The organism is Flavobacterium luteolum (assembly GCF_027111275.1).
GTDB classification, from domain to species: Bacteria; Bacteroidota; Bacteroidia; order Flavobacteriales; family Flavobacteriaceae; genus Flavobacterium; species Flavobacterium luteolum.
The window spans coordinates 1320308-1334055 of sequence record NZ_CP114286.1; the positions used below are offsets into that span (position 1 = coordinate 1320308).

12 protein-coding genes and 2 tRNA genes are annotated in these 13748 nt (G+C 33.2%); 6 read left to right on the forward strand and 8 right to left on the reverse strand.

Annotation, left to right across the window (positions count from 1 at the left end):
- The first annotated feature begins 176 nt into the window (after window positions 1-176).
- Window positions 177-2588: an alpha/beta hydrolase family protein gene (locus tag OZP10_RS05470; RefSeq protein ID WP_281633836.1), complete on the forward strand. Its 2412-nt coding sequence runs from the start codon at window positions 177-179 to the stop codon at window positions 2586-2588.
- 108 nt (window positions 2589-2696) lie between these two features.
- Here OZP10_RS05470 and OZP10_RS05475 read toward each other — a convergent pair whose 3' ends face one another.
- The gene (locus tag OZP10_RS05475; protein WP_281633837.1) at window positions 2697-3647 is read right to left on the reverse strand and encodes an ABC transporter ATP-binding protein; all 951 of its coding nucleotides are present in this window, start codon (window positions 3645-3647) and stop codon (window positions 2697-2699) included.
- A 179-nt stretch (window positions 3648-3826) separates the two neighbouring features.
- Between OZP10_RS05475 and OZP10_RS05480 the strand changes: the two genes are divergently transcribed.
- Window positions 3827-4672, forward strand: a complete 846-nt coding sequence (locus OZP10_RS05480) for a thioredoxin family protein (protein ID WP_281633838.1) — start codon at window positions 3827-3829, stop codon at window positions 4670-4672.
- 72 nt (window positions 4673-4744) lie between these two features.
- On the opposite strand, the gene OZP10_RS05485 is transcribed toward OZP10_RS05480, so the two are convergent.
- Together OZP10_RS05485 and OZP10_RS05490 are read right to left on the reverse strand one after the other, a co-directional pair.
- Window positions 4745-5440, reverse strand: a complete 696-nt coding sequence (locus OZP10_RS05485; RefSeq protein WP_111424469.1) for a YiaD family glycine zipper/OmpA-like lipoprotein — start codon at window positions 5438-5440, stop codon at window positions 4745-4747.
- Window positions 5441-5459: 19 nt separating this feature from the next.
- Window positions 5460-5966, reverse strand: coding sequence for a lipocalin family protein (locus tag OZP10_RS05490; protein ID WP_177212132.1), 507 nt, complete (start codon window positions 5964-5966; stop codon window positions 5460-5462).
- A gap of 202 nt (window positions 5967-6168) precedes the next feature.
- On the opposite strand from OZP10_RS05490, the gene htpG reads away from it, so the two are divergent.
- From htpG to OZP10_RS05510, 4 genes are all read left to right on the forward strand, one after another.
- Window positions 6169-8049, forward strand: a complete 1881-nt coding sequence (htpG, locus tag OZP10_RS05495; protein WP_281633839.1) for a molecular chaperone HtpG — start codon at window positions 6169-6171, stop codon at window positions 8047-8049.
- Window positions 8050-8226: 177 nt separating this feature from the next.
- On the forward strand, window positions 8227-9492 hold the full coding sequence (locus OZP10_RS05500; RefSeq protein ID WP_281633840.1) for a patatin-like phospholipase family protein: 1266 nt from the start codon (window positions 8227-8229) through the stop codon (window positions 9490-9492).
- A 146-nt stretch (window positions 9493-9638) separates the two neighbouring features.
- On the forward strand, window positions 9639-10472 hold the full coding sequence (locus tag OZP10_RS05505) for a hypothetical protein (protein ID WP_281633841.1): 834 nt from the start codon (window positions 9639-9641) through the stop codon (window positions 10470-10472).
- Window positions 10473-10604: 132 nt separating this feature from the next.
- Entirely contained in the window at window positions 10605-11357 is a 753-nt protein-coding gene (locus OZP10_RS05510; RefSeq protein ID WP_281633842.1) for a DUF4369 domain-containing protein, read from the forward strand.
- A gap of 247 nt (window positions 11358-11604) precedes the next feature.
- On the opposite strand, the gene OZP10_RS05515 is transcribed toward OZP10_RS05510, so the two are convergent.
- The 5 genes from OZP10_RS05515 to OZP10_RS05535 form a co-directional block, all read right to left on the reverse strand.
- Window positions 11605-11678 (reverse strand) — tRNA-Thr (locus OZP10_RS05515).
- 112 nt (window positions 11679-11790) lie between these two features.
- A tRNA-Thr gene (locus tag OZP10_RS05520) sits at window positions 11791-11864 on the reverse strand.
- Between the two features lie 76 nt (window positions 11865-11940).
- A complete protein-coding gene (locus tag OZP10_RS05525; protein ID WP_012022371.1) occupies window positions 11941-12207 on the reverse strand; it encodes a hypothetical protein in 267 nt (88 codons plus the stop codon).
- A gap of 57 nt (window positions 12208-12264) precedes the next feature.
- Complete coding sequence (locus OZP10_RS05530; protein WP_281633843.1) at window positions 12265-13233, reverse strand: type I phosphomannose isomerase catalytic subunit; 969 nt, start codon at window positions 13231-13233, stop codon at window positions 12265-12267.
- A gap of 56 nt (window positions 13234-13289) precedes the next feature.
- Window positions 13290-13748 (reverse strand): peroxiredoxin, encoded by a 459-nt coding sequence (locus OZP10_RS05535; protein ID WP_177212126.1) that lies wholly within the window; start codon window positions 13746-13748, stop codon window positions 13290-13292.

Here is a 13748-nt window from a genome sequence, read left to right on the forward strand (position 1 = left end):
ATTAGCAATTTAATATATTTTAATTCTAAAGTGACTTATGACCATTTACTTCTTGAAAAGACAATATTAAGACACAAACATTGAAAAAAATTAAAAATAAGGCCCAAGATGTAACAACATAAAAGTATTTTAGACAAACATTTTGAATACTATCACGAATCCATAAAATTTAAACTATGAAATTAAAGGTTACGCTGTTTTTATTTTTAAATATAAGCTTTTTCTCTTTTGCTCAAGAGAATCTAACTTATCAAAAACCTTCTAAATCCATTTTAGATTTGGCAGATTATCAAAGAGCGCCTTCTGTGTCTATGGATACAAAAAAAGAAAACATGCTCTTGATGTATCGCAATACTTATAAAACGCTCGATGATCTCAATCAAGACGAAGTTCGTTTAGCAGGTTTAAGAATTAATCCTGTTACTAATATTTCAAGCACTGTAACCTACCTAAACAATCTAAAACTAAGAAAAATAAGCGGAAAGGAAGAAATTCAGGTTAAAGGACTACCTGAAAATCCAAAAATAACAAACATTCTTTGGTCGCCAAACGACAAAAAAATCTTATTCTCTCATACTACAAATTCTGGCGTTGAACTTTGGGTTTTGGATGTCGCAACAGCACAAGCAACAAAACTTACAGAGGCTAGAGTAAATGCAAATCTAGGAAATCCGTTTAGCTGGTTTTTGGACAGTGAAACTATATTAGTGAAAATGCTTCCTAAAAACAGACAGCCGCTTTTAGACTCTAAAAAGGATCTGCCTACTGGGCCGATTATTTCGAATACCTCAGGAGAGAAATCGCAAAACAGAACGTATCCTGATATGTTGAAAAACAAAAATGACGAAGCTAATTTTGAAAACTGCATAACTTCTGAATTATACAAAGTAAAACTAAATGGTGACGCAGTTTTGTACAAAGATGCTGCTATGTTTGCAGGAGAAAGAATCTCGCCAGATGGCAATTACATTATGCTTACTACCATTCAAAAACCATTTTCTTATGTAGTTCCATTGAATAGATTTCCATTCAAAACTGTTGTTTATGATTTAAGCGGAAGAGAAATTAAAACGGTAAATGAAGTTCCTTTAAATGAAATTATGCCAAAAGGTTTTATGGCTGTTCGAAAAGGAAAAAGAGAAATGGCTTGGAGAAACGACAAACCTGCAACATTATCTTATGTTGTAGCTTTAGATGAAGGAGATCCTGCTAACAAAGTTAATTTTAGAGATGAAGTTTTTCTTTGGGATGCGCCTTTCGACAAAGAAGCATCTTCATTAGCAAAAACACCACAGCGTTTCAGTGATATTACTTGGGGGAATGACAATTTAGCGGTTCTTTCAGAAGAATGGTACGATACGAGAAACACCAAAACGTTTTTAATAAATCCATCAAATCCAAGTCAGCAGCCAAAATTGATTACAGATAGAAATTCTCAGGATGTTTATTCAGATCCTGGAGTTTTCGAAACAAGAAAAAATGCCTATAATAAATATGTTTTAGCTGTCGAAAAAAACAACTTGTATAGAATTGGCGAAGGTTACACCAAAGATGGACAATTTCCTTTTGTTGACGAATTCAATCTGGAAACTTTAAAATCAAAACGTATTTATACTTCTCCATATAAAGATAAAAAAGAGGATATTTTAGAAATTGAAGATTTTAAGTCTGGAAAAGTCTTAGTTCAAATTCAGTCAAAAAGTGAATATCCGAATTATTTTTTCAGAAATATAAAAAAACAAAACAGCCTAACACAAGTTACTGATTTCAAAAATCCATTTGAAAGCATTAAAAACGTTAGTAAAGAAGTTATTAAATACAAACGTAAAGACGGATTGGAACTTTCGGGAACTTTATATCTCCCTGCCGGTTATGATAAAACTAAAAAAGAAAAACTGCCGCTATTAATTTGGGCATATCCTGCAGAATATAAAGATCGAAACAGCGCTTCGCAATCGACTCAAAATTCGAACGAATTTACATTCCCGTATTATGGATCGTTTGTATATTGGGTTACAAAAGGATATGTTGTTTTAGACGATGCTGCCTTTCCAATTATTGGTGAAGGAACTACAGAACCAAACGACAACTTCATTTCGCAATTAGTAGACAATGCGGAGGCGGCGATTGACGCGGTTGATGCTTTAGGCTATATTAACCGTAAAAAAGTTGCTGTTGGAGGCCACTCTTACGGAGCATTTATGACAGCAAATTTATTGACACATTCTGATCTTTTTGCTTGCGGAATTGCAAGAAGCGGTGCTTACAACAGAACTCTAACACCATTCGGATTCCAGTCTGAACAAAGAAATTACTGGGAAGCTCCAGAAGTTTACAATGCAATGTCTCCATTTATGAATGCAGAAAAAATGAAAACTCCAATTTTATTGGTTCACGGAGAAGCAGACAACAATCCTGGAACTTTTACTTTGCAGACAGAACGTTACTTTCAAGCATTAAAAGGTTTAGGAGCGCCTGCAAGAATGGTTATTCTACCAAAAGAATCTCACAGTTATGTAGCTAAAGAAAATATTCTTCATTTGCTTTGGGAACAAGATCAATTTTTAGAAAAATATCTGAAAAACTAAATTCATAATTTGATTCCAAAAGTAAACCCGACAGATTTTTAAAACCTGTCGGGTTTATTATTTTAACAATTAGAAATTATCTAATTTTCTAATTGACACATTCCTTAATTATAAATAATTTAATGCCAGAAAAACTTCCTGTTCGAGCGGTAAATCTATTTCGCTTTCAAAGAAAATCAGCTGTCTTTTATAAACAGTTTCAATTAAATAGTGGCTTCCTCTAAAATAAGTTCTTCTAATTTTTACCATTAATTTTGATTCCGAAACCATTTTAAACTGATGCGGATAAACTAACGTTTTATGATTTTCATCTTCATAAGAAAGTAATAAATGAGTCGGAATTTCATTTACTTCACCAAACAAAGAAGCGACATATTTAATTTGCGGATCTTCATATATTTTTGCTGGATCATCTTTTACCAAGACTTCTCCATTTCGCATCACGATTGCCTGATCTGCAAAAGACAAAGCATCGGTACTATCGTGAGTTGCAATAATACAAGTGATTCCTTTTTGCTTTAGGTAACGAAATAAATTACGGCGCAATGCATTTTTTCTAAAAGCATCAATCTGGCTAAATGGCTCATCTAGTAAAATTACTTCTGGTTCTAAAGCCAAAACTCTTACCAAAGCGACTCTCTGCTGCTGTCCTCCACTTAAGAATTTTGTCTTTACATTAGAAAACTGATCCATTTCTACCATCTCTAATAATTCCTGAACACGAAGTTTTTTCATGTTTGCAAAACCATTGGATAGAAATTTACCAACATTTTCTGCAACTGTTTCGTAAGGAGACAAATCAAAATCCTGCGCCAGATATTTCATATAAGGCATTCCTGGAATCAAATTAAACTTTGGTCCCAAAACTGGTTTATCTCCATAAAAAATCTTTCCCTCGTTTAGATCGTAAAGTCCATATATAAGTTTGAGTAGCGTACTTTTTCCGCAGCCACTCTCACCAATAATGGCTATGTTCTGACCTTTTTCAATAGAAAAAGAGATGTTTTTGATAACAGGGTTTTCGGTGTACGAAAAAGATATATTTTGTATGTCGAGCATGAGTTGTAATATGAGACGTCAAATTTACAATGTTTAATTTCTAAAGTCAAAAAAAAGCTGCTTCAATTATGAAACTCTTCGTTAGTAAGTTTATTGTAAGAAAAATTATTAAAAATTAACACTATAATTTCATCTGTAATCTTTTTTTTACTTTATTTGTTTGAAATTAATAATAACCTATGAAAAAATTGCTCCCTTTAATAATATTGCTTTTTACATCATATAGAATTGAGGCAGCGTGGTTTACTTCTATGGAAGATGCCCAAAAGGAGGCTTTAAGCACACACAAACTGATACTTGTAGATTTTACTGCAAAATGGTGTGGTCCTTGCAAGCAAATGGATTTAAATGCTTGGAATGATGTCCAGATTCAAACAATTCTTGAAGATTTTGTAACCTTAAAAATAGATGTCGATGTGAATGGGGACATTGCTTTTAAATACCAGATTAGACTTCTTCCCAGTATATTTATTATTGATCCTAACGGAAAAATTATTCATCAATTTACAGGTTATCAAACTGCCTCTGATTTAAAAAGAGAATTAATACAATATAGTTTATCTACAGAATATTTAGCCACAGAATTAATTGGTTTCTACCAAAATCAAAAATACAATACAGCTATTCGGATAGCACAGAAATATTACAATTATTCTCTATTAGTAAATAAAAATATTAAAGGAAGAATAGTTCGTGTTGCTAGTGAATATTTAAAAGATGCTAAAGATGAATTAAAGAAAAGTGACGAAAACTATTTGCAAAAGAAACAAAAACTTGAACTTTTCGTCCTTTACGAATTAGCATATCGCTTTGATTTTGAAAAGCTAAACAAAAAAATCTCAGCAATTAAAGCAGAAGAAATTAACGAATTGAATGATTATCAATATTGGTTTTTAAAGTATTTAGCTATTAAGAGCAATTCCGAAGAGGCAGTTGTAGTAGAAAAATTTCTAAGAGAAAATGATTTAGAAAATGTCCTTGAAAACTGCAATCAACTTTATGCTTTTTATGAAAAATCAAAATAAAAGAATCATTAACAAAAAAAAAGCTGTTTCATAAATGAAGCAGCTTTTTTTATATTTTATTTTATTGTGAAATTATTTTCCAGCTTCCGCTTTAGCGTCATTTACCATTTTGTCGTTTGCTGTAATAGAGAATTCAACACGACGGTTTTGCGCTCTTCCTTCTGGAGTATCATTTGTTGCAATTGGATCTGCAATTCCTAAACCTGAAGTTTTGAAACGGCTTGCTTTTAATCCTTTAGCAACTAAATAAGCTTGAACAGACGCAGCTCTTTGTCCTGAAAGTGTCAAATTATATTCTGGTTTTCCTGTATTGTCAGTATAACCAAAAATTTCAATATTAGTATCTCCATACTCAGTGAATACAGGAATCAATTTATCTAAATTAGCTTTTGCCTGAGTAGTCAAAGATGATTTATTAGTATCAAAACGAACTGCATTTTCGTTCAAAGTCAAGTGAATACCTTCACCAACTCTTTCAACATCAGCACCAGGAAGCGCCTGATCGATTTCACGAGCTTGTTTATCCATTTTATTACCAATCAAAGCTCCAGTTCCACCTCCAACAGCAGCTCCAATTACAGCTCCTAATGCAGCGTTACCGCCTCGACCAATATTATTTCCTAAAATACCACCAATAACACCACCTGCGACAGCACCAATCCCTGCTCCTTTTTGCGTGTTATTTGCATTTTTTACTGAATCGCAACTTGTAAAAAAGCTAGCTAATACCAATAAACTGCTTAAACCTAAAACCTTTATCTTTCTCATTTTTTATACCTTTAAAATATTAATTAGCTCTTTGAAATTGGTAAGTCACATCTTTTACTTGACCTCCAACATTTATATTATCTACTAACTGAAATGAACTTTCAGTCACCCCAGCAACTTTTAGTAAATATCCATCTCTTACTTTTTTCGCTTTTTCACCTGCGTTAAGAATTTTAAGCACAAACAAACCTTGGCTGTTTATACTCCATACAATTGGAGAAGAAAATCCAGTACAACTTGGTGATGTTAAAGCCATATTTCCTTTATTATTATTAGAAATAAAACTCCAAGTACTTCCAATGAAACATTTAGAATCGGCAAGATCAAAAGAATTTACTTTGATATAATCTGAACCTGGATAAGATACGTTAGTTAGAACCCAATTCCCTTTTAGAGCTACCTGAGTTTTCTTGTCAAGTTTAGTTGAAAGCGTAGTAGCCTCAGAAGATGAAGCTGCAGTGGACGAAGATGATTTACACGCAAAAAACAGAGCGGCAATCATACACATTAAAATACTCTTCTTCATTTTGTACAATTTTTTTAGATTAATATTTGTCTTTTTAACAATTATTGTACCACAAATATACGATTCGTTCAGTTATTTTTTGTTTTACAATCCATTTATTTTCTTTCAAAATTAACATTTGCGACATTTTGTCACCCAAAAAACAATTGGTATTCTATTTGAACAAATGAAAATCATCAAATTAAATCAAAAATTAAAAAATATGGCAACAGGTAAAATTAATGTTTCAGTAGAAAACATTTTTCCCTTAATTAAAAAGTTCTTATACAGCGACCACGAAATTTTCTTACGCGAGCTTGTTTCTAATGGTACTGATGCTACTTTAAAATTAAAACACCTTATCAGCATTGGTGAAGCTAAAGTTGAATACGGAAACCCGATTATCGAAGTAAAAGTGGATAAAGAAGGAAAAAAAATCCACATTATCGATCAAGGTTTAGGTATGACTGCTGATGAAGTCGAAAAATATATTAATCAAGTAGCTTTTTCTGGCGCTGAAGAATTCTTAGACAAATACAAAGATTCTGCTAAAGATTCTGGTATTATCGGACATTTTGGTCTTGGTTTCTATTCTGCTTTTATGGTAGCTGAAAAAGTTGAAATCATTACAAAATCATACAAAGATGAGCCAGCTGCACACTGGACATGTGACGGAAGTCCTGAATTCACTCTAGAACCAGCTGACAAAACTTCACGCGGAACAGAAATCATTCTTCATATTGCAGAAGATTCTTTGGAATTCTTAGACGATTCTAAAATCAGCGGCTTATTAAACAAATACAATAAATTCATGCCTATTCCGATTAAATTCGGAACAAGAACTGAAACGCTTCCAAAACCAGAAGATGCTCCAGAAGATTATGTGAATGAAACTGTTGAAATTGACAACATCATCAACAACCCAAATCCAGCTTGGACAAAACAGCCTTCTGAATTAACTGATGAAGATTACAAAAACTTCTACAGAGAATTGTATCCAATGCAGTTTGAAGATCCGTTGTTTAACATTCATTTAAATGTAGATTATCCGTTTAACTTAACTGGTATTTTGTACTTCCCGAAATTAGGAAGCGACATGCAGATCCAGAAAGACAAAATTCAGCTGTACCAAAACCAAGTTTACGTTACAGATAACGTAGAAGGAATTGTACCTGAATTCTTGACGATGTTAAAAGGTGTAATCGATTCTCCAGATATTCCATTAAACGTTTCTCGTTCTGGTTTACAGGCTGACGGTGCGGTTAAGAAAATTTCGAACTACATTACTCGTAAAGTAGCCGATAAATTGAAAGCTTTATTCAATGAAAACCGTGCTGATTTTGAAGCAAAATGGAATGATATTAAAATCGTTTTAGAATACGGAATGCTTTCTGAAGATAAGTTCTACGAAAAAGCGGGCGCATTTGTTTTGTATCCAACTGTAGACGATAAATATTTTACTTTAGAAGAATTAAAAGAAAAACTAAAAGAGAACCAAACTGATAAAGATGGTAAACTTGTAGTTCTTTATGCTGGAAACAAAGATGCACAGCACTCTTATATTGAAGCGGCGAAAGACAAAGGATACGAAGTATTGCTTTTAGATTCTCCGATTATTTCGCATTTGATTCAAAAAATTGAAAACGACAATAAAGATGTAACTTTTGTTCGTGTAGATTCTGACCATATTGATAACTTAATCAAAAAAGAAGAAAATACGATTTCAAAATTATCTGATGACGAAAAAGCAGCTTTAAAAACTTCATTAGAAGCATATATTCCAAAAGCATACAGCGTTCAGCTAGAAGCTATGGATTCTAAGGCTGCTCCTTTCATTATAACGCAACCAGAATTTATGCGAAGAATGAAAGAAATGAGCCAGACAGGCGGCGGAATGTTCGGAATGGGCAATATGCCAGAAATGTACAATCTGGTTGTAAACACCAATTCTGATTTGGCTTCAAGCATCTTAAATACAGAAGACAAAACGCACCAAGAGCATTTGGTTAAACAAGCATTAGATTTAGCTAAATTGTCTCAAAACCTTTTAAAAGGTGAAGCGCTTACTGCTTTCGTAAAAAGAAGTTTTGAAATGATTAAATGATCATTCGAAAATAAATATTTCCAAAATCCTGCAAATTAAGTTTTGCAGGATTTTTTTTTGCCCTAAAATCACCCTTGAAAAAAGGGCTATTCTCCCCTTTTCTTGCAAAACATGATTGCATAATTTTGAAAGTCAATAAATTAAAACCAAAACAACAAATCTAAAATTCTAGAAATCATGGATAAAAGAAAGTTTACAGAAAATGGAGAAATTCTAGCAATTATAAAGGATTTAAAAGAACAGATTAAAGGCAAAAAATTCTCTGACATTGTCGACAACAACAATTGCCAATATGTAGATCTTGTACAAGAAGGCGGTGGCGTGCTTGGAATTGCACTTGTTGGATATGTATATGTATTAGAAAAAATGGGAATTCGGTTTTTAAGTCTCGCAGGAACTTCTGCAGGAAGCATCAATACTATGCTGATGGCTGCCGCGGGAACTTGTGATATTGAAAAATCGGAATGGATCCTGGATTGTTTATGCAATAAAAATTTATACGATTTTGTTGATGGCGATCATGATGCACGCGAATTTATTGACGCACTTTTAAGTGATGCCGGAAATCTGAAATTAATAATGAAAGGCTGTCAAGTGGTGGACAATTTTAAAGATGATTTAGGGCTGAATCCTGGAAATAATTTTCACCAATGGATGACAAATCTGCTTTCTCAAAAAGGGATAAAAAATTATGCCGATTTGAAAGCTTTGAGAGAAAAAGGGGTTTCAGACAAAAATCAACTATATCGAATAAACAGATTAAATAATGGAGACAAAGAAGAATATACTCGGATAGATCATTGGAGCCAAATGGCCATAATTACTGCCGATATTACTACCGAAAGCAAAATCATCTTTCCAAAAATGATCGATTTGTTTTACTCCAACCCTGATGTTCAAAATCCAGCCGATTTTGTTCGCGCTTCTATGTCGATTCCTTTATTTTTCACTCCTTTTAAAATTAAAAACATTCCAAGCGGAATTGATGCTTGGAACAAATGGAATGATGCAACCTGTCTACGAACATCAGTGCCTTCGGAAGTTATGTTTATGGATGGCGGTATTATTTCAAATTTCCCGATAGATATTTTTCATGAAAATATGAATGTTCCGGCTTCTCCAACTTTCGGAATCAAATTGGGTTACGACAAAAACGAAATCAATAAAAATGAAAAATTCTCCAATTTAATAGGCTCAATGTTTGACACTTCACGCTACGGTTACGATTCTGAATTCCTGCAGAAAAATCCAGATTTTAAAAACCTCATCGGATATATTGATACCGGAAGCCATAATTGGCTAAACTTTAATCTTACTGATGATGCAAAAATTGATCTGTTTATTCGTGGCGCTCAAAATGCGGCCGATTTCTTAAACCGATTTAATTGGGAAGAATACAAAAAAATCAGAAAGGCCAAAAGCAATTACTACAAATCTGTTTAAACTACTTCTAGCAACACCAACCATAATTTTTTCACCAAAAAACCGTTATAAAATCCTGTAACTAACCATTACAGGATTTTTTAATTGTAATTCGTTTTTTTATTACTTTTGATTGCCTTATTAATCTAATCCAAAACACCCCCATTATGAAAAAAACAGCTATTTTACTATCAGCTATTTGCGCTACAGCACTTTTATACGTTTCTTGCTCAAGCGACAATCACGAAGACACAGTCTCAACAAACCTAACAAGCATTGGAGCCTCAATTGCTGTTGACACTTCAAACGAAATGGATCTTAACACCGGTCTTTCAATCTCGACGACCACCTCAACAACTGGAAAAACTACAGAGACAGCACCTGGAGTTTGCGCAACGATTACCATTTCATCCCCAAATGGCACAGAATATCCAAAAGTTTTTCTCGCAGATTTCGGAACAGCGGGCTGTACAGACAACAACAAACTTACGCGAAAAGGAAAACTAAAAGTCACACTTTCTGGGCCAATTACTGCAACTGGAAGTAAAATGACAATTGAAAGAATTGATTATTCTATAAAAGACATCAAACTAGAAGGCACTATCGAGTACACCAATACCACAACTGTCGCTACTGTACCGCAATGGACTAGAAAAGTTACTAATGGTAAATTAACTGATCTGCAAGGAGGAGTTTATACTAATTCTGGAATTTACACTACCAAACAAACTGCCGGTGTAGATACCCCTTTTGTTTTATCTGATAATGTATACGAAGTTACAGAAGGAACTCACACAGTAACAGCATCAAATGGAGAAACCCTTACTTTGACTGTAAAAGAACCATTGATCAAAAAATATTCTTGCCTATTTATCTCTAAAGGACAATTAAAAGTACAAGGAGGCATTTTAAACGGCGTGGTAGATTATGGCAACAATGACTGTGACGCACTTTACACTTATACACACGAAAACGGCTCTTCATTTAATTTATCGATGTAAGACCTTTTATTGCACGACTTTAAAATCCCAATTTAGAAATAGATTGGGATTTATTTTTTTTATAAAAATAAAACATCTGCCTCTTTACATTTAAACTATTTTCTTTATTTTGCACCAAAATCTCAAAAACCAATGAAAAAAACATTAATTGCTTTTGTTACTCTTGCAGTATTAGCATCTTGCAGCAAAAAAGAAACAGCTGCTGATAATTTACACATCACAGGAAACATTAAAGGCTTAAAAACCGGAACTTTATATATCCAAAGAATTGTTGACACTTCCCTTGTTGCTATTGACAGCATCAAAATCGATGGAAACTCTACTTTTGAAAGAGATATTAAATTAGAATCTCCTGAAATGTTATATTTATATTTAGACAGAGGCGTAACAAATTCATTAGACAATAATATTTTATTCTTTGCTGAACCAGGAAATATTAATATTGAAACCAATTTAGACAACTTCATCGCTAGCGCAAAAATTACTGGATCTAAAAACCAGGAGTTATACGAAGAATATCAAAAAATAAACACTCGTTTTAGAGATGAGAACCTATCTATGGTTGAAGCAAAGTTTAAAGCTTTAAAAAGACAAGATCAAAAAGCTCTTGATAGCCTTGAGGCAAAACAAGACTCAAACATTAAAAGAAAATATTTGTACGCTACAAACTTCGCCATTAACAATAAAGATCACGAAGTAGCACCTTACATTGCTTTAGCAGAGATTTACGACATCAATATCAAATTCTTAGATACGATTCAAAAATCGATGACTCCAAAAGTAGCTCAATCACTTTATGGAAAAAAGCTTACCAAGTATGTAACTGAAATCAAAAAAGAACAAAAAGCTCCGGCAGCCGCAACAACTCCGACTCCAGCTGAATAAAACAAAAAAACGCCCTGAATTATCAGGGCGTTTTTTTTATATTTAAATCGATTAAATTTCCGCAAAACACATAACAATTACCACTAGCAGTTTTCAGCCTTTAAAACGCAAATAAATTACGACAATACCATTTATTCTTGCAATGTGTCTCCCGTGATCAAAACAACGCTATAATTTTAGAATTTTATTCTTGGGACTTTCAATTTCGGGCATAAAAAAAACCACCACATTCCTGTGATGGTTTTTGAGCCGATAGAGGGACTCGAACCCACGACCTGCTGATTACAAATCAGCTGCTCTAGCCAGCTGAGCTACATCGGCCTATTTTGCGAGTGCAAAGATATAAATGTTTTTTAATATTCCAAAAAAAATTTCACACCTCTCTCTATAATTAAAAAAACCATCATATTTCTATGATGGTTTCCGTTTTTTGAGCCGATAGAGGGACTCGAACCCACGACCTGCTGATTACAAATCAGCTGCTCTAGCCAGCTGAGCTACATCGGCGTCATTACGGGTGCAAATATAAAGCGGTTTTTCAATTTCCCAAAATATTTTTGCACTTTTTTACACTTTTTTTTGCTTAAAGCGCGTTGATTTTTTCAATCAATTGATTAGCAGTTTGTTCTAATTCAACATTGATTTGTTTGAAGTGTGCTTTTTTATTTTCAACGTTCTTAGCGTTCACTTTTGTAATCAAAGTATCAAATGCAGCGATAGCTTCATCGATTAAAGCATTCGTTTCTGGAGTTGGATTTCCTGTTGTAGACATCTCAAACAAGTAAACTGCCTCAATAATATCTCCTAATACAAAATTGATGTCTTTCTTTAAATTTTTAACGTTTGCCATTTTTATTTTAATTTTAATTTGCGTCTGCAAAAGTACATATTATCTTTAGAATAAGCGCTAAGAAATGTAAATTTCTAAAATTGAAGCTTTTCCGCTCAAATTAAATGCATTTATTGCAGCTGGAACTAAGACAGTATCACCTTTAATGTAGGTATGTTTAAAACCGTCATATTCGATTTCAAAGCTTCCTTCAATACACATATAAACAGTAAATGTTTCTCCAGATTTTGAAACTTCTACTTTATCTTCTAACGGAATAAAGTTTGTCGTGAAATAAGGACAATCTACCACAACATTTGATGTATTAGTTTTTGAATCGTATTTCTTTTGTGTATCTACTTTATTGTAGTTTATAGCATCAAGAGCTAAATCTACGTGTAATTCTCTTTTATTTCCTTGTGCATCTACACGGTCAAAATCGTATAATCTATAGGTAATATCAGATGTCTGCTGAATTTCGGCAACAACCAAACCAGCTCCAATTGCGTGAACTGTTCCAGTTTCTAAAAAGAAAATATCTCCAGCTTTTGCTTTTACGTCATCTAAAATAGACACCAAAGTATTGTCGTGTAAATGTTTCAAATATTCTTCTTTACTAGAATTTTCTTTAAAACCAACAATAATTCTAGCATCTGCATCTGCCTGCATTACATACCACATTTCGGTTTTACCAAATGAATTGTGACGCTCTTTTGCCAATTTATCGTTTGGATGCACTTGAATAGAAAGATCTTCTCTCGCATCTAAGTATTTAAAAAGCAACGGAAATTGTTTTCCAAATCTTTCATAAACTTTAGTCCCTAAAATGGCATCTGGCGTTTCATCTATTAAATCCATTAAAGATTTTCCTTTTAAAACTCCATTTGCAACCACACTTACATCTCCTTGCACGGTAGACAATTCCCAGCTTTCACCAGTAATTTTAGAAACGATTGGTTTGTTTAAAATTGTTTTAAGTTTTTCTCCTCCCCAGATTCTTTCTTTCAAAATCGGTTCAAATTGCAAAGGGTATAAATTCTGACTCATGTTTTTAGGCTAATATATTTGTTTAATTAATTCTATTCTGATACTATTTTGGTAATCTATAATACTAATTCCTTTACGGTTTCTAGTGCTTTCGGTATATGTTTAGCTGCATTTGCACTATCAAATATCGAAATGACCAAACCATTTTTATCTATTATATAGGTAATGCGTGCTGGCAGAAGTCCAAATAAAATATTACGGACACCAAAAAGTTTTCTTAATCTTTTATCCTGATCTGAAAGCAAAATAAAAGGTAATTCATGTTTCGCAGCAAATTTATGATGTGACTTTACACTATCGCTACTAATACCAATTACCTCAGCTCCCAAATCTTTAAAATCTTCGTATTGATCCCGAAAACTGCAAGCTTCGGTTGTACATCCTGGCGTATTATCTTTTGGGTAAAAATAAATCACCAGCGGCTTTCTTCCTAAAACGCTTTGGCTTTCAAAAAGTTCACCATTGTTGTCTTTCGCAGTAAAATTCGGAACTATATCTCCTATTTTTAATGACAT